This window comes from Streptococcus sp. FDAARGOS_192 (genome assembly GCF_002073815.2).
Taxonomy (GTDB): Bacteria; Bacillota; Bacilli; order Lactobacillales; family Streptococcaceae; genus Streptococcus; species Streptococcus salivarius_H.
This window is the reverse complement of the sequence record NZ_CP020431.2, coordinates 591,047-612,821: the sequence shown is the minus strand read 5'-3', so window position 1 is coordinate 612,821 and position 21,775 is coordinate 591,047. Positions and strand designations below refer to the sequence as shown.

19 protein-coding genes are annotated in these 21,775 nt (G+C 37.2%); all 19 read right to left on the bottom strand.

What is annotated here, in order from left to right; genetic code table 11:
- Positions 1 to 19: 19 nt before the first annotated feature.
- A complete protein-coding gene (locus A6J31_RS04010; protein ID WP_049545867.1) occupies positions 20 to 1,009 on the bottom strand; it encodes a Stealth CR1 domain-containing protein in 990 nt (329 codons plus the stop codon).
- A 196-nt stretch (positions 1,010 to 1,205) separates the two neighbouring features.
- Entirely contained in the window at positions 1,206 to 2,180 is a 975-nt protein-coding gene (locus A6J31_RS04005; protein ID WP_049545868.1) for a glycosyltransferase, read from the bottom strand.
- 18 nt (positions 2,181 to 2,198) lie between these two features.
- The gene (locus A6J31_RS04000) at positions 2,199 to 2,837 is read right to left on the bottom strand and encodes a DUF1919 domain-containing protein (protein ID WP_080610494.1); all 639 of its coding nucleotides are present in this window, start codon (positions 2,835 to 2,837) and stop codon (positions 2,199 to 2,201) included.
- A gap of 194 nt (positions 2,838 to 3,031) precedes the next feature.
- Positions 3,032 to 4,177, bottom strand: coding sequence for a glycosyltransferase family 4 protein (locus tag A6J31_RS03995; RefSeq protein ID WP_080610493.1), 1,146 nt, complete (start codon positions 4,175 to 4,177; stop codon positions 3,032 to 3,034).
- Between the two features lie 2 nt (positions 4,178 to 4,179).
- On the bottom strand, positions 4,180 to 5,352 hold the full coding sequence (cps2T, locus tag A6J31_RS03990; RefSeq protein WP_049545871.1) for a beta 1-4 rhamnosyltransferase Cps2T: 1,173 nt from the start codon (positions 5,350 to 5,352) through the stop codon (positions 4,180 to 4,182).
- Between the two features lie 32 nt (positions 5,353 to 5,384).
- Positions 5,385 to 6,752 (bottom strand): sugar transferase, encoded by a 1,368-nt coding sequence (locus tag A6J31_RS03985; RefSeq protein ID WP_049545872.1) that lies wholly within the window; start codon positions 6,750 to 6,752, stop codon positions 5,385 to 5,387.
- A gap of 58 nt (positions 6,753 to 6,810) precedes the next feature.
- Positions 6,811 to 7,551, bottom strand: coding sequence for a tyrosine-protein kinase (locus A6J31_RS03980; protein ID WP_049545873.1), 741 nt, complete (start codon positions 7,549 to 7,551; stop codon positions 6,811 to 6,813).
- A 9-nt stretch (positions 7,552 to 7,560) separates the two neighbouring features.
- Positions 7,561 to 8,253 (bottom strand): capsular polysaccharide biosynthesis protein, encoded by a 693-nt coding sequence (locus tag A6J31_RS03975; protein ID WP_049545874.1) that lies wholly within the window; start codon positions 8,251 to 8,253, stop codon positions 7,561 to 7,563.
- Positions 8,254 to 8,261: 8 nt separating this feature from the next.
- A complete protein-coding gene (gene cps4B, locus A6J31_RS03970) occupies positions 8,262 to 8,993 on the bottom strand; it encodes a capsular polysaccharide biosynthesis protein Cps4B (RefSeq protein ID WP_049545875.1) in 732 nt (243 codons plus the stop codon).
- Positions 8,994 to 10,454 carry an LCP family protein gene (locus A6J31_RS03965; RefSeq protein ID WP_037600563.1) on the bottom strand — a complete coding sequence of 487 codons (1,461 nt, stop codon included), beginning with the start codon at positions 10,452 to 10,454 and terminating at the stop codon, positions 8,994 to 8,996. It abuts the gene before it with no gap.
- Positions 10,455 to 10,794: 340 nt separating this feature from the next.
- Entirely contained in the window at positions 10,795 to 11,505 is a 711-nt protein-coding gene (deoD, locus tag A6J31_RS03960; RefSeq protein WP_002884979.1) for a purine-nucleoside phosphorylase, read from the bottom strand.
- 307 nt (positions 11,506 to 11,812) lie between these two features.
- A complete protein-coding gene (locus A6J31_RS03955) occupies positions 11,813 to 12,526 on the bottom strand; it encodes a type 1 glutamine amidotransferase (protein WP_049545876.1) in 714 nt (237 codons plus the stop codon).
- Positions 12,523 to 13,770, bottom strand: coding sequence for a chloride channel protein (locus A6J31_RS03950; RefSeq protein WP_080610492.1), 1,248 nt, complete (start codon positions 13,768 to 13,770; stop codon positions 12,523 to 12,525). The genes A6J31_RS03955 and A6J31_RS03950 overlap by 4 nt, the downstream gene beginning before the upstream one ends.
- Before the next feature lie 181 nt (positions 13,771 to 13,951).
- Positions 13,952 to 14,665 carry a LemA family protein gene (locus tag A6J31_RS03945; RefSeq protein WP_080610491.1) on the bottom strand — a complete coding sequence of 238 codons (714 nt, stop codon included), beginning with the start codon at positions 14,663 to 14,665 and terminating at the stop codon, positions 13,952 to 13,954.
- Between the two features lie 13 nt (positions 14,666 to 14,678).
- A complete protein-coding gene (locus A6J31_RS03940; RefSeq protein WP_080610490.1) occupies positions 14,679 to 15,488 on the bottom strand; it encodes a purine-nucleoside phosphorylase in 810 nt (269 codons plus the stop codon).
- An 18-nt stretch (positions 15,489 to 15,506) separates the two neighbouring features.
- A complete protein-coding gene (locus A6J31_RS03935) occupies positions 15,507 to 16,052 on the bottom strand; it encodes a DUF1697 domain-containing protein (protein ID WP_080610489.1) in 546 nt (181 codons plus the stop codon).
- Between the two features lies 1 nt (position 16,053).
- Positions 16,054 to 17,265, bottom strand: coding sequence for a phosphopentomutase (locus tag A6J31_RS03930; RefSeq protein ID WP_080610488.1), 1,212 nt, complete (start codon positions 17,263 to 17,265; stop codon positions 16,054 to 16,056).
- A gap of 120 nt (positions 17,266 to 17,385) precedes the next feature.
- Complete coding sequence (gene rpiA / locus A6J31_RS03925) at positions 17,386 to 18,066, bottom strand: ribose-5-phosphate isomerase RpiA (RefSeq protein WP_002884973.1); 681 nt, start codon at positions 18,064 to 18,066, stop codon at positions 17,386 to 17,388.
- Between the two features lie 168 nt (positions 18,067 to 18,234).
- Complete coding sequence (locus tag A6J31_RS03920; protein WP_080610487.1) at positions 18,235 to 21,348, bottom strand: GbpC/Spa domain-containing protein; 3,114 nt, start codon at positions 21,346 to 21,348, stop codon at positions 18,235 to 18,237.
- Positions 21,349 to 21,775 lie beyond the last annotated feature (427 nt).

The following is a 21,775-nucleotide window of genomic DNA, read 5'->3' as shown; positions in this document are numbered from 1 at the left end:
CAGTAACTAATACGTTGAATCACAATTCAAATTGAGACTTGTCAGGATAACGATTAGACAATATCTTAGAAAATTTCTCCAAGTCATTTTCTGTCATCGCCATATCATCATTAACACAAAGTAATTTTGTCTTATTTTTCGATAATAATTTAGGAAGCTCATTAACAGCGGTAATTGAGATTGATTTTCCAAAAGCCTTACTAGATGGTAGAAACTCATTACTCTCAATTTGCCAATAACACAATAGATAATGATTAATATCTGTATTATAATCCCTAAATTTATGTTTAGATGTTTGAACAAAAATGTCCTCTTCTACATCCCATAAATGGGTTAAAGTACTCTTTTTTATTGGAACTGGTGTATGCTGATTGTAGTACCCTGTTATCCCCCAAGGAAGTAATAAGAGATTTTTTAAAATCAAATGACCATATTTATAATTGAAAAACTTTAACGGCGACTGTTTCAAGGCTTTTTTATTTGGAAAATGCCTATATAATACTTCTACATTATTAAAATAAACTTTTGAAAAAGATGACCACGGAACCAAGGCTTCATAAACAGCCAATAACTTTGGTTGTCCGTTGACAAAAAAGTCGTTAGGCTTAACGTCTTGAATCAAATACATGTCATCATTAAAAAAAACAAAATTTTCTGACAAGCCTTCAATTCGATGTAAATTTAACTCAATTGAAGCAGAATTAAATGTTGGTAAATATTCCTCAGGTATGAAGTCACTATGCTTAACCCATTTCAACTTAGGATGATTCACATTTAACCATTCCGGTTTTTGACCGTTAGTTATAAGATAAATATTATTTACCCACGGTGCATGCTTCTCTACCATCCTAAACCAATAATTGAATGTTCCGTAATCACGATAACGATGCAGATTATCACCATCATTATCAATCTGCTCACTATTAGGCGTATATTTGTTTTTTTCTCTAATGAATTCTGGATCATTTCCATCAACCCAAAGTACAACAAAATCAATTTTTTCTTCCATGTTACATTACCTATAAAATAATTGTTTACCAATTCTATCTATATAAAATTTTTAGTTAAAAGTACATCATTCCGATACAACAAAAAAGAAGAAAGACCCAAAATATTATGTTACTTTTCTTTATTAAATAAAATAGTCCAAACTTCATTTGCCAAAACCTTGTCTAAGAATCTCAGAATGATTTCTTAAAATAACATCAAAAAACGTTTTGTATACTGAAGGCTAGTTTTAACACTTTAAGTCTAAACAGTACATATTTCAACTTATTTGGTTGGTCTTTCATTTGAGAAAGAGAAACTCTATTTTTAAGCAATTCTTGTTTCACTTCATCAGTAATGTCTATATAATTTTTATCTAATTTAGATTTATACAAACTTGCTAGTATATGAACCAATCCGTTTACATAATAAAGTTGTGACATTTGTAATTCTTCTTTATTTAATTGTGAACGGACAAAGTCAGAATAGAAAACTTCTTTGTAGAATCCAAACATATCACTAAATTTCTTCTCATTCCATGACTGAGTAATAGAATCGGGGTTATCGATTAGATAGTGATAATACTTTTGATTGGTCGCATAGACCTTTTTAGCTGATAGAAAGAGTTTGTAATTGGTGCCAAGATCCTCATAGTATTTACCAATAGGAAACTGAATGTCATTATCAGTAAATAAAGACTTTCTATAGATTTTATCATTAGCGAAACCAGTAATATAACTATGCTTAAGCATCTGCACAAAAGCATCTTTACCCTCAAAAACTTGAGTCACTAATGAATCCGAAACTATAGCATCTTCTTCACCTTTCACGAACTCACGATTAAAAGAGATAATATCAAACTTCTGGGATTCCACCACTTCTGCTAACGCTATAAAGGTGTCTGGTTCAATCCAATCATCTGAATCAGGGAAATAGACATATTCTCCCTCAGCATTAGAGATACCAGTGTTACGAGCTGCAGATAGTCCACCATTCTTCTTATGAATAACTGAGATAAAGTTATACGCTTTAGCATAGTCATCACAAATTTGAGGAGAATTATCAGTACTTCCATCATCTACAAGTAAGATGTCATAGTTCTTCCACTCTTGAATAAGGATACTCTCAATACAACGTTTTAAATATTTTTCGACATTATAAACTGGAATGACGACAGTTAAAAGTGGTTTCATAGATTATTTACCTAATTTTTATGTTAAGTCTTCTCCACCCTTATTCAACCAAGTAACGGCATTAAAATAACGGTGGTAAGTTTTTAAATCGATTCCAACATGTCCTCGCTTTTCAGCTGATTTAAAGTGGACCAATGAAGGTAGGTCACTATAATTCTTTGAAGAGAAAATAACCTTACTCTTGTATGGAAGCTCTTCAAACTCTTTCATCAACTCATAAGTGCAGGCATCATTATCATTGAACTTGAAATACAAATTATCCCAATGCATTCTCTTCAAACGACGTTCCCATTTTTGAGTAGCTTCTTCTTCATCTGCATAATGCAAAAAATGAAGTTCAATATCATCAAGAAGTGCAAGTGGATAAGCATTATCAAAGTCTTTGATATATTTTGATTCATTAACAAATTTCAAGGGGATGTCTCCGCTTAAATAGTATTTTAAATTCTTGAGCATCTTGATGTAATCAGGCGAAAAGACAAACATCCCTACAAATGGTGTTTGATAAGGCAAGCCCAACTCCTGATAAACTTTCCCAGCCCAACAATTATCACAAATAATCGTGAAATTTTTATTCTTGAGTCTTCGTCTAGGAATAAAATTAATAATTGGATAAACGATTGGTTTTAATTTATTTTTTAGTGTTTCGCTATTCATATTAGTACTTCTTAGTACTTCTTAGTACTTCTTAGTACTTCTTAGTACTTCTTAGTACTTCTTAGTACTTCTTAGTACTTCTTAGTACTTCTTAGTACTTCTTAGTACTTCTTAGTACTTCTTAGTACTTCTTAGTACTTCTTAGTACTTCTTAGTACTTCTTAGTACTTCTTAGTACTTCTTAGTACTTCTTTTTATTTCTTATATAGTTCTGAGAAATTACGAATATAACTTTGTAATGAAAAGAGTTCTTTTTGGCGTTTGACAGAAGCCTTACCAAATTGCTCTCTCTTCTCAGTATTATCAGCCAATTCTTGAATAGCTTTAGACAATTCTGCAGGCTGATTTGGTGTGGCAAGAAGGCCATTTTCGCCTTCTTTAACCATTTCACAGACACCACCATGACGGTAGCCGATCACAGGTTTACCACAAGCCATTGATTCGAGAACTACAGTAGGTAGAGGATCTGGATTAGTACTTGGCAAGACAAAGATATCAAACATATTATAGAGCTCTGTCGTCTTGCTATAATAATCGATACGTTTAATCTGTCCTGCTACTGGTGAGTCTGATATAGCCTTCTCCAAGTCATCAACTCGCCATTCTTCACCCTCAAAAGCACTCCCTGCCAGAAAGGCTACTGCTTTTGGATTAGCCTTTAAGATTGGAGTCACAGCTTCTAAGAAGTCGCCTTGACCTTTCCATGCATTCACTCGACCAACCATTCCGATAACCAAAGCATCCTGTGCGATACCAAACTGATCACGGACTGCACTAGCATCCATTTCATGATAGACGGCATTGTCCACACCATTATAGATAACTTGAACTTGGTCATTTTTTACAAAGCGAGACTGCTTGACATGGTTGGCTACAGCATTTGAAACTGTCACAATCGTATCAGCATAACGCCCCATCAAAAAGTTGATGAAATCAGAAATTGCTTTTGGTTTGACGATAATTTCATGCACATGCCAAATCAAAGGTAATTTCAACTTACGTTTGAGATAAATCCCCTCAAGTACCGCAGTCGTATTGTTGTGAATAAGAGTAATGCCATTATCCTTAGCATATTTAGCAATTTGCTTTGAATAACGATTATAAGAACCAAAATACTCAAGAATTCCCTTAGGATTAAAATATTTACGGCGCAAGATTGGATAATCGATAACTTTTACCTTAGCCCCAACCTTTTCCAATGCACTCACTAAGACACCATCGTTAGGCAAGATGACATGAGCTTCAAAGGCATCTTTTTCCAACCCCTTAATAAGCTCCAACAAAACCTTGTCAGCACCATACATTTCGGCACCAGCGTGAAGATATAAAATTTTCTGCATTTCTATCCTTTAAATACTTTCTCGTAGTCTGTAACAATTTTTTCCCAAGTAAAGGCTTCAGCAATACGTTTACTTGATTTTTGATTGAGATCTTCGATAGCTTGTCCATCCAATTGCTCAGCTTGATCAATGACGCTTGCCAATTGGTCTTTCTTCCAATAGAGAGCACCATCTTCACCCACTTCACGGTTAAAGCCAACATCCAACAAGAGGTTGAGCTTAGTAGACTCAAGAGCCTCAAGAAGTGACGGATTGGTTCCACCCACCTCATGACCATGGAAGTAAGCGAAGGCATTCTCACGGATGTATTTGAGCAATTCTTGATCGTAGACTGTCCCGACAAACTTCACACGAGGATCCTTGTCAAAACCAGTTTCCTGACGCAACTTGTCGTAGAACTTGTTTTCTTCAACATTGGTAATGAGAACAAAGTCCTTGTCAGAGTTAGATGCCATAAATCCACGAATCATAGCCTCATAGTTGTTTTCAGGCACAAAACGTCCTACAACAAGGTAATAATTATTTTCAATGACACCCTTTTCAAAATACCATGTGCGAACCTTATCATCAACCTTAGTCAATCGAGATTTAGTTGTATCTGTTCCATAGGCAATGTAAGTTGTCTGAGGACGATACTTCGCATAATCCTTTTGAATATAAGATTCAATATTTTTACTATCACAAATCAAAAGATCTGCATGTTTAACCATGAGTTGCTCAGAAATTTTCCAATATTTACGAACCGGAAGACTCCATTTCGCACGAAGCCATTCATGACCGTCCGGGTTAACCATAAGGGTACCACCGATAGCCTTGATTTTCTTTTTAATACCTGAGATGAATGGACCAATTCGGCAGGCCAAGACATAAAAGATCGGTGCTTGATCATTATTTTCCTTTGCAATTTCAATGGCCTTATTAAGAGCTGCAATGTCATAAGCGATGGCACGTGCAGGCCCGATATTTGGGACGTCGATATTGTAGCATTTAGCACCGTTATGTTCGAAAGTGTCTGCTGTAATACCTGATTTAGCAGAGTTTTCACGCATACAAGCTACATAATATTGGATATCTTTGTCTTGTTGGAACTCTGTTAACTTCTCAACAAAGGTCTCAAATCCACCATATTTTGCTGGAATTCCCTTAGAACCAACGATATAAACTGATTTTGTCATTTAATCACCATTAAAAGAAATGGAGAAAGCCATCACTTTGCTCCATCCTTCATTACTACTACTTTAATTGTTTTTAATAAGATTTTGATATCGCGCCAGATTGTCCATCCGTCCATATAAGCAACGTCTAGTTTTACAACTTCATCAAAATCCGTAATTGCACTTCGACCGCTTACTTGCCAAAGACCAGTAATACCTGGTTTAAAGCTGAGGCGACGTTTTTGTTCCGGTGTATAAGATTCGTACTCATCTAATGTTGGCGGACGTGTTCCTACCAAGCTCATATCACCTTTTAGAACATTCCAAAATTGTGGAAGTTCATCAAGACTCGTTTTACGAATGAAATGTCCGATTTTGGTAATACGTGGATCATTGTCCATCTTAAACATACCACCAGACATTTGATTCTGTGTCATCAAATTCTTCTTGATTTCTTCAGCATCTACTCTCATAGAACGGAATTTATAAAACTTGAAGATACGTCCATTCTCACCCACACGGTCTTGAGCAAAAATGGCTGGTCCACCATCTTTACGAATAAGTGGATAAAGGAAGATTCCAACAATCCCACAGAGCACCAAACCAACTAGGGCTCCGCAGATATCGAGGAAACGTTTCGCCAAGATATCTCCATAGCTATAAAAATGCGTTGAAAAGGTAACAACTTTGAAAGGGCCCAATTGTTGGATACGTTTTTCACCCTGACTCATAAATTCAAGGGCATTCAAATTAATGGATACTGGAATTCCCATTAACTCAAATGGTGACGCATAGTCCCAAATCTTGTACTGCTCACTTGGCAGATTAATCAAAACTTGATCAACCACTGAATGTGTCGCAAATTCAATCAAATTTTCAGGTTTAACACTTTTGATAAATGGATCAGTGAAATAAGGGTTATCCAAAACACAAACTGCTGTAATCCTACCATCCATATTGTCTTTCATACGAGACAAGACATTTTCTAGTCGTGCCTGATCAGAAATCAAAAGAATATTCTTGTTACTTTTACGACGTGTATAGATAGAAGAGCGGAAATACTTAAGAACAGTATTTGTAAGGTATAAGAGAGCACCTGAAATCAAGGTAACATAAAGAAGTCCGCGACGAGAAATTGAAAAATTACCATCTGCAAAGAATGAGAGGAAAGTTGCAATTAGAGCAAATACAAAACAATATTTGACAGTTGCAATGAGTTCATCCAAGTAGCCTCTATACTTAAGATTTTCATAATAACTACTGATATAGTAAGACACTACATGTACGACACCTAAAAGAACAATGCTTCCTTGGGTAATCTCTGTATAAGGTATTTTACTAGCAACCATTGCTGAAAAAACAACCACAACCAACTGTATAATACCAATTTCAATGCGACGAATTTCTTGTTTTTCTTTCACTCTAAACCTCTTTTTTTAATCTGTTAAGGTGTAAGGAGCCGCATTATCCCCTTTAATGCTATCCTTTTCTACGACGATGCGCTCTTGAATGAGTCTCTTTATGACCGACTTTTTTTCCATAGTCCCCATATGAACCGTAAGAACCATATGATCCATATTTATCAACTGTCATGTCAACTTTATTAAGGACGACACCTAAGAACTGTGAGCCACTCTGTTCTAATTGTTCAACAGCCTTAGTTACAAAACGGCTTTTAATTCTCCCAGCCGCTGTAACCAAAAGACTGGCATCAGCCTGATGGGCAATAATAACCGCATCAATGACCAAACCAATTGGTGGCGTATCGATGATGACATAATCATAACGACTACGGGCAACTTCCATCAAATGTCTAAAATTGTCATTTTGCAAAAGACTTGTTGGATTTGGTGGTACAGGACCAGATGCAATGACATCCAAACCAGATATATCAGTTTGACATATAGTTTCATTCAGATCTGCATTTCCTGAAAGGAAATTTGAAAGACCCTTATAAGGCTCATTAGATTTAAATGTACCTGACAAAACAGAGTTACGAGTATCAGCATCAATGAGAAGTGTTCGAAGCCCTACACTAGCAAATGAAATTGCCAAATTAACAGATGTTGTTGATTTTCCTTCACCAGCTTCAACTGAGCTAATAGTAATCACTTTCATCTGAGCACCTGAAAATTGAATATTTGTGCGAATGGCATTATAGTACTCTTCTGTTTGTTTGGCAAAGTTTGCTTTAGATTTTACTAAATTTAATTTAGGCATTTTTTCTCCTTAAATTTTATCTGTGTCAGGGACAATTCCAAGAAGTGTCATTCCAAGAGCATCTTCCACATCTTCTGGTCGGCGAATACGATCATCTAAGATCTCACGTACCAATACACCAACTACTGCAAGGAAACCTCCAAGTACAGCTCCAAGAAGAACGTTACGCTTGATATTTGGTGAAGATGGAGACTCTGGCAATTTAGCTTCTTCAAGTGTGGTAACATCTTCAACTTTTGTCACGTTCTTGATTTTTTCTGAAGCAACTTCACGAACCTTGTTAGCAAGTGTTTGCGCATCTTGACCTGTTCTTGCATTGACTGAAATTGAGATAAGACGAGTATCAGCAGGGATATTAACTGAAATCATCTTAGCAAGTTCACCTTCACTCATATTCAATTTTTCATCTTTGATAACTTCTGACAAGACATCATTTGATGTAATAATTTCTTTGTAGTCTTTTGTCAAAAATGTACCGGCCTGCAAATCTTGAGCAGAAAGGTTTTTGCCATCATTAGCTTGATTAACCACATAGATACGTGTAGAAGACGTATATGTAGGTTGAATGAGGAAATAAGTTCCCAAGAAGGCAAAGACAGCGACATAGAAGGCTGTAAATAGAATAAATACTTTTTTAGTCCAAAGTTTTTGCAATAGTGCAAGTACATCGATTTCAACACGCTTCGTGTTTTCCTGAGTCATAGTTTCTCCTATATGTATTGATTTTCAAGTAACGTTTGTGGATTTTCAATGAAAAGGTTACGAGCACGTCGCGTTCCGTAAGTCTTTTCAATAATAGCGTAGGCATCTTTCATAAATGGTGGTCTTGGACCAAGATTATGCATGTCACTAGCAACCATATGAACCAAATTTTGTTCCAAGAAATAACGAACACGTTTCTTTCTTACTTTATCTTTATCGCCAAAGAGCTTTGGTTTGAGGACATGTGAGCTATTGACTTGAGTATAGCAGCCCATATTGATGATTTCTCGAACACGATCAGCATTTTCTTCGAGGGCATCATAGCGCTCAATATGAGCAACAATTGGTGTCACCCCTGCTCGTAAAACATTACTAAGCCCACTATGAATTTCTTTCCAAGAGGTGCGAGCACTAAACTCAATCAAAGCAAATTGAGTATTGTGCATGCGTGGAATGAGATTCTTTTCAAGTTTCTCCACAATGTCTGAGGTGTAATAAAGTTCACCACCATAATAAATAGTTAAGTCTGGATAAAGTGCTTCTGCTTCTTCTTTTACCTTAGAAAAGTTTGCAAAGATTTTATCCTCTGGGGTTTCAAACATTCCCTTGCGACGATGGGATGTTGAAACAATAGTACGCACTCCTTGCGCATAGCTTTCGCCAATGAGGTCAAGACTTTCTTCTAAAGTTTTAGGACCATCATCAACATCAAAAACAATATGTGAGTGAACGTCAATCACTTATTTTTCCTCCATCAAATTTTTGATAGCTTGAGAGGCGCTTTCCACACTAGAATCATCCAGTTTCATCATGTAGAGACTAGAATTTGGCATAGCATAAGAGGTCAATTGTCCGGTTGAACCTGTACCTGTTACTGCTTGAGAAGTCACCGTAAATTTAGAACCTGAATCAAGTTGTGTATTGGCCAGAGCATTAATGGTATCTAGAGACATATTCGTTTGAACAGAGTCTTGAAGATTGTTAACGATTGAAGTAAAGTTTGATACAGAATTTAGTGAAGCTAACTTGTTTACAATCGCAGAAATCACTTTCTCTTGGTTCTTACCACGGTCATTGTCTCCTCCATCCAAACTATAACGCTCACGAACAAAGCCAAGGGCTTGTTCAGAATTCATTTGGATATCTCCAACTGGGAAATCAAACTTCCCGTGAAGACTCGTGAAGGCTTGATCATTATGAACTGTCACACCACCAAGTTGGTCAATCAACTTAAGGAAAGATGTGAAGTTAATACGTGCATAGTAATCAATCTTAATGCCATAAAGATTTTCCAGAGTTTTTTCAGATGTTTCAACGCCATAAATACCTGCGTGGGTTAATTTATCATACTGGTCTGCCCCTCCATCAGGAATCTTAACGTACGCATCACGTGGAGTGGTCGTCAAGAGGATCTTATGTGTGTTCATGTTAACGGTCATAATGATATTGACATCTGAACGTGACACTGTTGAAATTGAACCGTAGGTATCAATACCACTAATATAAATATTGAAGACTTTTGAATCTACTTGTTTTGCAGAATTGTTATTCTTCTTTTTAATTTTATAAGTATAGATTGTTTTTAGATTTGAAGCATAGTTACTATCGACAGACTCTAGTAGGCTAGCATAAGAGCCACTCAAGACCATAGCTTTAGATTTGCCAGACTTAAGATTGTCATATGCTTCTTGATATGAAGCAACATCATCAACTTTAAGATCAACCTTTTTGTCTTTCTTTAGAGCAGACATCAAGGTGTCGATATTGTTCTTATCAACCTTAGTTGGTGCTTGTACGCTAGTAAGCTGACTCACATCTTTGATGTCACTATCCTTAGGAACCACTATGCTCATTTCTACTTCAGAAAATGCAGCCGTCTGATTCATACGGTTAGTGATATCAATCATTTGTTTAAAACCAAAAATACCAACCAGAGAAACTAGCGAGAAGATAACCAATACAACCGTTGTCACTAGTGGTGATTTCTTAGTCTTCTGAAGGAAGATGCTAATAGCAAGAACTACCAACAAACCAATGGTGATAATGATGTTCAAAAACCTAAATGATAGGAAATTATAATTGAACATTGTGAATAATAAGACCAATGCTAAAATAGCATACAGAATGGTCAACCCAACGTTGACCATCCCCCACGATCTATTACTCGTACGTTTTTGCTTACGATTCGTACGCGAACTCATATAAATTGCTCCTAAAAATTAAAATTAGACATTTCCCATTATCATTATAACATTACTATAACTTCATTTCAATTGTCATTCTTTTTAAAAAAGAAGAAACCGTTTTTCATTATGATATCAAGCATTTAATTTCTATCATTTTTCATAATATTGTAAACTATTTTTCACATTTTTGGTGCTTAATTTTTAAATTGTCGGATATTTAACTATTTATTACAAGTCTTTTTCTTCCGAATATTTTTATTTTTTTCTAGTAGTTTGAAAATTTTTAACCTATTGATTCTTCGAGTAGATCTTAGTTACAACACAAAAGGACGACCTAATGGCGTCCTTTTACAGATTAGTCTGCAATTAGTGTTTCAAGACCAACTTTCATCATGTCAGTGAAAGTGTTTTGACGTTCCTCAGCTGTAGTGTCTTCATCTGGATTGACCAAACTATCAGAAATAGTCATGATGGCAAGAGCATCTACTTGGTGTTGAGCTGCAAGGTAATAAAGTGCTGCTGCTTCCATTTCAACAGCCTTCACTCCCCATTTACCAAGCTCAATGTTTTTTTCGAAATAATTTGAATAGAAAACATCAGATGACAAGACATTACCAACATGTGTTGTCATACCGAGATCTTTGGCAATGTGGTAAGCCTTATCCAAGAGATCGAAACTTGCAATTTGTGGAAAATCGTATTGAGGCCAATCATTACGGATAATGTTAGAGTTTGTCGCTGCTGCTTGTGCTAGAACTAACTCACGAACGTGAACATCCTCGTTCAATGAACCAGCAGTTCCCACACGAATCAATTTTTTAACACCATAGTCAACGATAAGTTCACGCGCATAAATAGAGATAGATGGCATCCCCATTCCTGTTCCCATTACTGAGACACGTTCACCTTTATATGTTCCTGTGTAACCAAACATGTTACGAACCTCATTGAAACATACAGCATCTTCAAGGAAATTCTCAGCAATGAATTTCGCACGCAATGGATCCCCTGGAAGAAGAATTTTATCAGCAATCTCTCCTTGCTTAGCAGCAATATGAATAGACATAATATAAGATACCAAGGGCGTTAAAGAGGCAAAGTAAAAATAGGAAATCCGACAAAGATGCTTCGCATCTAGGAGGATTTATCTTTTTTACACAGCCTCTAGCCCGGGTTCAGTTTCAAACCCGAACTACCCTTCCTTTCTATTTTTTGATGGTAAAGGAGCAGACAGAAAACAAATGAAGATTATCTATTTTCCGAGCTTTCCGCTCGTGTTCAAATCAGAACACACGCTCTACCTTTCTTAATTTTTATTTTTTAAATATTTTTCTACTATTGCATAGTGGATAAATAGCAACTTTAAAAGTGGATTAAGCTTGAGTCAATGAATCAAGAAAATCGTATAACTTTTTGTTCATTTCAGAATAATCGTTGGCACGCAATTGTTCAGGTGTTTGAACAAAAGGCAAGTCTTTATTTTGCTTACGTAAATGCTCTTCACCGTCAGCAGCTATAAGTAAATCAATGGCTTCAGGATCAAACTCCAAGTGTGCCTGAAAGGCATAGTGTTTAGGACTGAAGCGAACAATTTGGCGTGGACAACCTTGACTAGTAGCAAGAACAACTGCATTATCAGTCAATCCAGGCATATCACCATGCCAGTGACCAGTATTTAGGGTTTTGCCAAAACCTTTGATATGCTCATCCGCTAAACCTGCCTCAGTTAATGTTACAGGGAAAACCCCAATCTCACGTTCTGGACTATGTTCATACTCACCACCATAGGCTACAGATAAAAGTTGAGCACCTAGGCAAACCCCAACAATATAGATATCAGCAGCAATTGCTTTTTGCATAAATGCAATCTCAGCCTCTGGGTCATAATAAGGGAAGGCCTGACGATCCTCATCAGGTGACTGAGGGCCACCCATAACAATTAGAAAATCAATACCTTCAACGGTTTCAGGAAGAAGCTCTTCCTCATATACCTTGGTTGATGTGATATTATGCCCACGGTCTTGTGCCCATTTTAAATAGGCTCCTGGGACTTCAAACGTTTCGTGTAAGATAAAATGAATATTCATTGTTTTTTCTTCCATCTATTTTTTAATATCCTCGATAGTAGACTCGCTAAGATTAGTGGTACTGCTACCAGCCCTCCTTGACCAGTAAAACCTAGAACTAAGGCTATCCCAGTTAGAGGAGCATCTAAAGTTATTCCTAAAAATACGGTTGCACCGAGTAACATTCCTAGAGTAGGATTGAGTGATAAGCCTAAAATCTCAAGACAACTTGTCAATAAGAAACCCAATCCAGCACCTAAAGTAAAGGAAGGGGTTAGGGTTCCTCCATAAGAGCCTGCCCATAAAAGTAAACATACCATAAGACCTTTGACGACAAGGATAAGAGGTAGGTATGCTGAAACCCCACCTAAAAATAACCATTGTGCTAGAACCTGACCATTTCCCATGATTAAAGGATAGAAAGCTGCAATCCCACCTAGTACTATATAAGATAGCGGCATGGTCCACAGAATGCGTTTATCAGTAATACGACTTTTGCTAGCCTTTTTGGCTAAGAAGCTAAACATCATCGCCAGCGGAGTTATCACTAATACAAGAACAATAACCTGAATCAGACTAGCAGAGTCTGAGCTAACTTTACCGACTTGATACATTGCCTCCTTACCAACGATTGGTCGAGCACAATAAGCTGACAAGTAGGTTGTCACAAGAATGATAATAATATTTTTTGATTTCCAAGCAACCCCTAAGGTTTCCAGAACAAACAGTGTACTGGCAAAGGGGACTTGGTATACCGCAGCTAAGCCAGCGCCTGCCCCGCAAGCAATTAGCAATTGTCTATCAACAATATCCAAATGCAAGGCTTTGGATAGATTACCACCAAATAGAGCGCCTAATTCTCGAGGCGCTCCTTCTTTACCAATTGAGGAACCAGCTCCGACAATTGCAACCTGCATCAAAGCATGTAGACTTTGGCCAAGAAAATTTGGACTCTTCTTACCAACGAGTTGCTTAGCCTTACTAATAGAAAGGAGGGACACTCGTCTCTGAAGAAAATACCAAAATAAACTAGCCAAAACACCTACTACAAGCAATACTGCAAATCGTCGAAAGGGACTTACAGAGTTAAACTGTGACAATAAATCCGATTTATCATTACCAAATACAAGAATCTGTATAAACTCCAAAAGGTAATGACAAAGAATGCCTACCAAACCTGAAGCAATACCGGTTCCAAAAACAGCTAAACTTAACCTAGTCGACTTGGGGAGCCAAGTCAAACTCTTTCTTTCTTGATTACCCATATATTAGAATATAACTAAAATTGCTTTAACCAACTTTTCCTACTGTCTTTAGAGTAGGGTCAATCCCTTCTTTGTTTTTATTTCATAGTAAGGCAATCTCGTGTTGAATTAGAAAAACTAAAACTAGCTTTCATTCTTTAACCTTTTAACTATATTCTAGTCCAAATGATTTTGTTCTTTGTTATAAATAGTTTATCTCTGAATGGCCTAAAGTTGTTCTTAACAAAGCAAGTGGCAAACTGTAAATTGTTTTATTATATTGCGACACCATTTCATTGTAGTATAATTTTTGATTAGCAACAAGTACTTCTGACTCTTTAATCTCAGCAATCAAATCCTTTATACTTTGATCAGCGGTAATATTTGTATCTCTTTCGATTTCCTCAATAATTTTATTCTTCGTTTCCTCTAGTTTAGTAGAGTATTCATGTTTAGAAAAATTACCAGAATCACCGTAAGACTTCCGCTTAGATTCTGAATGATTAGCTTTGTTTTCATCGTTAGTCAAATTGTTGACAGACTTTTTTTCCTCTAACAATTCTGAAACATTTTTTCTAACAGACATTTTTAACTCATGGTCTACAATCTTATCAGTCAGTTCTCGCAGTTGTAAAATCAATTTTTCCACATACTGTTCTTTAATTTCAATTGCACTGTATGATGATTTAATTGACTCTTTTAAGTTAACAACTTTATGGTATTGAAATAGAAACACTATTATGATATAGCTTAAAACTGCAAATACGATAGATGCTCCTTGAAATGGTTCATAGTCTATCTCACTACCACTTGTATCTATAGCAGAAAATATAACCAACCAAACCATGGTCAGGAATGCAATTATAAAAACTCCACGAATGATACGAAATAATGGATTATTCATTAAGTTTGACATCAATTATTCCTTTTTAGAGTTCAGCAAGAATCGCTTTTAGCAATCCTTTGAAGTCCCCTTTAACACGCTCTGTCACTTCCACCACTTCTTCGTGGTTCAATTCTTCTTGGAAACCAGCCGCAAAGTTGGTAATACATGAAATACCAAGAACTTTCAAACCAGAGTGAGCTGCGATAATAACCTCAGGAACTGTTGACATCCCAACAGCATCTGCACCAAGTGTCTTATAAGCACGGATTTCAGCTGGAGTTTCATAACTTGGACCAGTCACACCGATATAAACACCATCATCCAATTTGATACCAAGTCTATCAGCCACTTTATGAGCGGTTTCTCGGTATTCAGGTGTGTAAGCTTTAGACATATCAGGGAAACGTGGACCAAAATCATCCAAGTTTTCACCGATCAATGGGTTTTGACCAGTCATGTTAATGTGGTCAGTGATGGCCATCAAAGTACCTGGGCCAAAGCCGATACCACCTGCTGCATTGGTTACAACAACTCCTTCACATCCAAGAGCTTTCATAACACGTACAGGGAAAGTAACGACTTCAAGCGGATTTCCTTCATAAAAATGGAAACGCCCTTGAAGAGCCAAAACTTTACGTCCAGACAAAGTTCCGTAAACAAGTTTTCCAGCATGACCGACAACCGTTGATTGTCCCCAGTTTGGAATATCCGCATAGTCAATAACAACTGCGTCTTCAACTTCTTCAGCCAGCTCACCAAGTCCAGAACCCAAAATTAAACCAAACTCAGGTTTTTCAATTCCTTTGCTTTCCAAAAATGCTTGAGTAACTCTAATTTTTTCAAGTAGCGACATGTTATTTCTCCCTTAATTTTATTTCATGCTTAAAAAGTGACCAATTTTTGAAAAAGTTCTTGCATTTCGAATGGTTATATCAGGATAAAAAGGTGTTTTCAATAACTTCTTATGATAAGCGGTTTGACTATAAGTTGATTTATCATACTTTCCCCAGTAGACACCAAGTTGACCAAAATGAAGTATTTCATCTTTCAACTCTAAAGAGTTAATGACCTTCTTCATTTCGTTCTTATCAAGTCTTTCAGTGAATAAGAGGACGTCTTTTCTATAGAAATCATCTTCCCACCACTCAGGTAAAGATTCCACTTCACATTGGTAATCTTCTAGAGTAAAGAGAGAAAATACCTTAATAAATGGATAAGCCTTATTTAGAAATTTCTCTAAAACTAAGAGGAGTTCCTCTTTCATCAAGGTAGAATCAAAGAAAAGATTTCCACTATTTATATAGGAAGAAACATTTGACATACCGAGTTCTTCTAACTCACGACAAAATTCTTTCATGACTACCTTGTGACGACCACCAACGTTTATCCCACGAACCAAAAATGCATAGCGCTTCATTTTAGACAAGTTTATCCAAGAAGCTTTCACCAATCATGGCTTTATCTACACCAAAGTTTTCAGCGACAGTTGCTGAGATGTCAGAGAAATGACCTACTGGAATAAGTCCATTTCCTTTGAATGATGGGCTATAAGCCAAGAAAGGAATATATTCACGAGTATGGTCTGTACCTGCATAAGTTGGATCATTTCCGTGGTCTGCTGTAATCATCAAGAGATCATCTTCACGCATAGCAGCAATGATTTCAGGCAAACGTTGGTCAAATTCGTGCAAGCAATCACGATATCCATGTGGGTCACGACGATGTCCATAAAGGGCATCAAAGTCTACCAAGTTTGTGAATGAGAAACCATGTTTGAAGTCTTCAGAAGTCATAGCTTTAATCAAATTATCAATACCATGGCTATTTGATTTGTTGTGTCCCATATCATGGTTGATACCAGCTCCGTTGAAAATATCATTGATTTTACCAACGGCATAAGTATCGATACCAACTTCATTCAATTCATCCAAAACAGTTGGTGCAAATGGTGAAACAGCCAAATCACGACGGTTAGATGTACGAGTGAAGTTTCCAGGCTCACCAACGTAAGGACGCGCAATGATACGCCCTAGAAGAGCTGGACGCTCAAGGGTAATTGAACGCGCATATTCACAAATACGATACAACTCATCCAAAGGAATAACGTCTTCGTGTGCAGCAATTTGAAGAACTGGGTCAGCTGAAGTGTAAATAATCAATTCACCAGTTTCCATTTGACGAGGTCCAAAGTCTTCAATAACAGCTGTACCTGAGTATGGTTTATTAGCTTCACGAATGACTTTACGGCCTGAGAATTCTTCAATTTTAGTGAGAATTTCTTCTGGGAATCCGTTCCAGAAAGTATCAAAAGGTTCAGTAATATTGAGACCCATGATTTCCCAGTGACCAGTCATCGTATCTTTACCAAGAGACACTTCCTGCAATTTTGTTGCATAACCAGTTGGGTTGCTTTCTGTCGGTACTGTTTTCAAAGGTGTTTCACGAGGAATATTTCCTAGACCAAGCTTAGCCATATTTGGCACATTCAATCCTACTGATTTAGAGATATGACCAAGGGTATCTGAAGCACCATCTGGCACACCTGCATTGACAAAGTCATTGGCATCTGGAGCAGCACCAATTCCTACTGAATCAAGCACGACTAAATGCATTCGGTTAAATTTGGACATAATAACACCACAAAGAGATAAAATCTTTTCAAAATTACCTCTTGCCTTTCTATATTATTTAATAGTTTGACAAAAATTAATTAGTTTTCCTCATTAAAAGTGAGGGGAATAAAAATCGGACTAAGCCTTAACTTCAACGACCTTAACACCGTCTTTTCCTGCAACGATGACTTTGTTAACCATGCCATTGAACAATCCATGATCGACAACACCAGTCATAGCTTTTAGTTCTTCACCAAGAGCTACTGGATTTTCAATCTTACCTAAATCAAGATCGATGATATAGTTCTTCATATCTGTAACAAAGCGGTCACCTTGTTCCGTAAGTCGGAATGATGGCTTATAGCCCTTAGACTCAAAGACACGGTATAGACGATCAGCACCATATTGAACAACTTCAACTGGTAGCTTGAAGGCACCTAATTGATCAACCATTTTAGACTCATCAACCACCCAGATATATTCTTTTGTAGGTGTAGCGACGATTTTTTCCATCAGAAGGGCACCACCGCCACCTTTAATCCCGTTGAGTTGAGGGTCTACTTCGTCGGCTCCATCAACAGTAACATCAATACTGTCAATGTCATCCACTGCCTTCAAAGGAATGCCTAAGCCCTCAGCTTGTTTAGTGGTTTGACTTGATGTCGTTACACCAACAACACTAAGACCTTCTTCCTTAATACGACGGCCAATTTCCTCTACGAAGAAGTAAGCTGTTGACCCTGTACCGAGTCCAACAACCATTCCATCTTCAACATATTTGGCAGCGGTTACACCAGCGATTTTCTTAAGTTCTTCCATGCTAGTCTCCTTGCATCTTTCTATAAAAAGTCGTTCAAAACAATTATAACATGTTTCACCAGTAAATAGAAATGATATGAGGGAGGAAAACAGACCAAAAATAAACAAAATAAAAACTAGATCCTAATAGAATCTAGTTTTGATGGGGAACTAATTTAATAGCACCACTTAATCTTCTTTACGACGTTTGAAGAATCCTACAAAGGCTACAAAAATCATTGAAAGAAGTCCAATAAATCCAGCATTGCTAGTGTGCTCACCAGTTTGTGGCAACTCAGCTTGAGGCACTACAGGAACTTCAGTATCTGGAGTTGGTGTAGTTGGTGGTGTCACTGGAGTTGGAGGAGTAACAGGTGTTGGTGGTGTTTGTGGAGTAGTCGGTGGAGTTGGTGGTACCACGTGAGACTCTCTCTCAACGACATAGTTCTTGTGCCATACAACACTTGGTTTTTCAGGAGTTTTAGGTTCTACTGGTTTAGCAGGAACTTCAACTACTTTTAGTGTTGGTGGCGTTGGTGCCGTTGGACCTGTTGGTGGTGTTGGTTCAACCGGTTTTTCTGGAACTTCAACTACCTCTGGAGTTGGTGGCGTTGGTGCCGTTGGACCTGTTGGTGGTGTTGGTTCTTGTGGTTTACCAGGAACTTCAACTACCTCTGGAGTTGGTGGCGTTGGTGCCACTGGCTCTTTTGGAGGTGTTGGTGGTGTTGGTTCTTGTGGATTGATACCAACTGTTTTAACGACTGGTTTAACCGGTGCTGTTGGTGGTGTTGGTGCCTTAGGTTCTTCAGGTTTTTCACCTGGATTCTTAGGCAAACCAAGGTTAGAGTTGATTGCGAACCAGTAAACTGTTGGTGCACCATCAGCATTTGCACCTTCAGCAGTAAATACCAAATGACCATTAGTCATCTTGATACCTGCACCTCCATAGTAGAGGTAAGGTGAATCAGCGTTATCCCAACCTGTCAATTCTGATGTTGTCTCACCATTAAAGACTGCACCATGGTCAATGTATTGGTTATCATTGACTGATGTTACTTCTTTAGTAGCAGCATCATAAGTAACTGATGATTTTGGAATAGCGATGAATTGGTTATCACCAATATTTACATATTCTTGGTGGCGTGTTGATTGGTATTTTTTCTTAGGTGTGAATGTAATCAAACCAGTTTCAGCAGAAACGCTGTATGAACCAATAACATCATCTTTATCACCAAACGTATAATCTTGGTTACCAAGAGCGTGTCCATTACCGCTACCTGAAGCATTAAGAGTTGTTACATCAGATGGAATTTCACGTGAGACAACCCATTCTGAACCATTCCAGTCAGTGATAGGAACCACTACCTTAAGTGGGTTCTCATCTGAAATGTTGACTGTAGCTCCACCAAAATCTGCATAACCAGATTTTGTAACAACTTCACCGTTTTGGATTGCCAAAGTAGAACCATCTGCGTAAGGATTGTAAGTACCGCGAACAGTATTACCATTAACGTCTTTCGCTTCTACTGTAAGTGGACGTGGGCGCTCAGATGTTTCAACATAAGCTGCACCGTTCCAGTGGTTAAGTGAGTTAAGTGCTACGATAGCATTACGCTCACTAAGGTTGAACATTTTACCATCTTTATCGTAAAACTCAACATCTACAGCTACTTTAACCGGTTTATCTTGATCAGTCGATGCTCCAACTGTCATAGTTACTGTTGGATCCTTACTGATTTTCGCGATACCTTTTCCGTCGTTTGATGGAAGGCTAACAATTTCGTAACGGTAAACAACACGCTTGATTGCTGATGCTTCATTCTCAACAAGCATGCTTGATTGGTTCAAACCATCATAAGTAACAACAAATTTGTCACCTTCTTTAACTTGAATCCACTCGTCTTCAGTATTTGTCCAAGGGCTATTTGAAACAATGTCAGATGCTTGTAACTTGTTAGAGTCATATTGGAAAACATTACTTGTGTTAAGACGCTCTTGTGCTTCTTTTGTCAAGTAGTTGCTTACACCTTCAACTTTGTGTGTCGCATCGTTTTCACGTTGGAAAGTCAATTCTTGAACAACTTCAGCATCTTTAAGGTTACGATATACAGGATCATTCATGTATTTATCGTAAGCTGTTTTAGCATCTTGGTATTGTTTAAGTGCTGTTTGGTAAACAGCTAATTTGTTTTGATACTCAAGGTACTCTTGGTCATATTTAGCTTTTTGCTCATTGTAGACAACCAAGGCTGCTTCGTATTTAGCTTTAGCATCTGCATTGTATTTTTCAATAGCTTGTTTTGTTTCAAGATCTGCTTCATAAGCTGTTTTCTTAGCATTATAAAGTTCAAGATTCTTGTCATACGCTGCTTTTTCTACATCATATTTAGCTTTTGCTTCATTGTATGCTGCTAGCTCAGTTTGATATTTAGCTTCAGCTTCGGCGTTACGTTTTTCCGTAACAACTTTTTCAGCTACTTTATTATCATAGTTAGCTTTTTCAGCATTGTATTTGGCTTTATCGCTATTGTACTGAGCAAGAGCTGCTTCATAATCAGCTTTTGCTTGGTTATATGTTGCCAATTCTGCTTGGTATTTAGCTGCAGAAAGCGCATTTTCTTTATCAGCGGCTTCTTTTTCTGCTACCTTAGCATCATAAGTAACTTTCTTAGTCTTGTACTCTGAAAGAGCTGAGTCATAAGCTTGCTTAGCAATTTGGTATTGCTCTGAAGCTTTATCATAAGCTGTTTTTTCAGTATCATATTTAGCCTGAGCTTCAGCATTTGTTTTATCAGCAAGTGCTTTCTCAGCTAATTTTGCATCATAGTTTGCTTTTGCTTTATCATAGTCAGCTTTATCTGACTTGTATTGTTCTTTAGCCGCTTTATAATCAGAAACGACTGTATTGATTTTCTCTGCTTGTGCTTTATTATCTGCAGCAGCTGCTTCAACAGTTTCTTTGGTTTGAGCAGGTTCTTCCTTAACCTCAACCCCTTCGTTAGTTGCAGCTGTTTTTGCAGCTTCTAAGCTTGTATTTGTTACTTCACTCGTTGTAACAGTTGTGTTGCCTTCTTCAGTAACGTTAACAACTTTCTTTTCAGTTGAATCTGCTACGGCTGAAGTGTTTTCTTCAACAGCATCTGTTGCTTCAACTGCTGGTGTTGCTGAATCTGTAGTTGTTGCTACCTCATCAGCGCTTGCATTTGAAGCCCCTACTGCAAGAACTGCAGTCCCCAAAAGAACAGAAGCCGCACCAAGGCTAGACTTTCTGAGTGAATAACGTTGTAATTCCTTTTTCCCCATTTAAATTACGTCCTTCTATATTTAGTTATGTTCATATTCTAACAAAAGAAAGAACCATGTCAATTTGAGATATCTCATAAAAACACCCATTCCTTTAAATTCGATTAGATTCTTAAATTCAAATACTTTTTAATATCAAAACATTTGATAGAAAAAACCCTATTATTAATAGGGTTTACGTTACAAATAGGCGGTTTAATTTTATAATATCTAGTCCGATTAGCTTTAATGTTTTTTTATTGAAAAGATTATGAAAAACAATCAACTATAAGCTTTCATTTTACTTTTCATAGTGATATTCAGCTTTAGGATAGCTATTTCACCTAAATCATGTCCTCTCGTTTGTCCTATTAGTTTTAACATTCAAACTTATTCAGTTCGTTAAAGAGCAAATAATAGGTAACAAAAAAGACTAGACTGTCTTGCA

Bases quoted from the DNA above. Each gene is read 5' to 3' on its own strand.
- A6J31_RS04010 (WP_049545867.1), bottom strand. From the start codon at position 1,009: ATGGAAGAAAAAATTGATTTTGTTGTACTTTGGGTTGATGGAAATGAT.
- A6J31_RS04005 (WP_049545868.1), bottom strand. From the start codon at position 2,180: ATGAAACCACTTTTAACTGTCGTCATTCCAGTTTATAATGTCGAAAAA.
- A6J31_RS04000 (WP_080610494.1), bottom strand. From the start codon at position 2,837: ATGAATAGCGAAACACTAAAAAATAAATTAAAACCAATCGTTTATCCA.
- A6J31_RS03995 (WP_080610493.1), bottom strand. From the start codon at position 4,177: ATGCAGAAAATTTTATATCTTCACGCTGGTGCCGAAATGTATGGTGCT.
- cps2T (WP_049545871.1), bottom strand. From the start codon at position 5,352: ATGACAAAATCAGTTTATATCGTTGGTTCTAAGGGAATTCCAGCAAAA.
- A6J31_RS03980 (WP_049545873.1), bottom strand. From the start codon at position 7,551: ATGCCTAAATTAAATTTAGTAAAATCTAAAGCAAACTTTGCCAAACAA.
- A6J31_RS03975 (WP_049545874.1), bottom strand. From the start codon at position 8,253: ATGACTCAGGAAAACACGAAGCGTGTTGAAATCGATGTACTTGCACTA.
- A6J31_RS03965 (WP_037600563.1), bottom strand. From the start codon at position 10,454: ATGAGTTCGCGTACGAATCGTAAGCAAAAACGTACGAGTAATAGATCG.
- deoD (WP_002884979.1), bottom strand. From the start codon at position 11,505: ATGTCTATTCATATTGCTGCTAAGCAAGGAGAGATTGCTGATAAAATT.
- A6J31_RS03955 (WP_049545876.1), bottom strand. From the start codon at position 12,526: ATGAATATTCATTTTATCTTACACGAAACGTTTGAAGTCCCAGGAGCC.
- A6J31_RS03950 (WP_080610492.1), bottom strand. From the start codon at position 13,770: ATGGGTAATCAAGAAAGAAAGAGTTTGACTTGGCTCCCCAAGTCGACT.
- A6J31_RS03945 (WP_080610491.1), bottom strand. From the start codon at position 14,665: ATGTCAAACTTAATGAATAATCCATTATTTCGTATCATTCGTGGAGTT.
- A6J31_RS03940 (WP_080610490.1), bottom strand. From the start codon at position 15,488: ATGTCGCTACTTGAAAAAATTAGAGTTACTCAAGCATTTTTGGAAAGC.
- A6J31_RS03935 (WP_080610489.1), bottom strand. From the start codon at position 16,052: ATGAAGCGCTATGCATTTTTGGTTCGTGGGATAAACGTTGGTGGTCGT.
- A6J31_RS03930 (WP_080610488.1), bottom strand. From the start codon at position 17,265: ATGTCCAAATTTAACCGAATGCATTTAGTCGTGCTTGATTCAGTAGGA.
- rpiA (WP_002884973.1), bottom strand. From the start codon at position 18,066: ATGGAAGAACTTAAGAAAATCGCTGGTGTAACCGCTGCCAAATATGTT.
- A6J31_RS03920 (WP_080610487.1), bottom strand. From the start codon at position 21,348: ATGGGGAAAAAGGAATTACAACGTTATTCACTCAGAAAGTCTAGCCTT.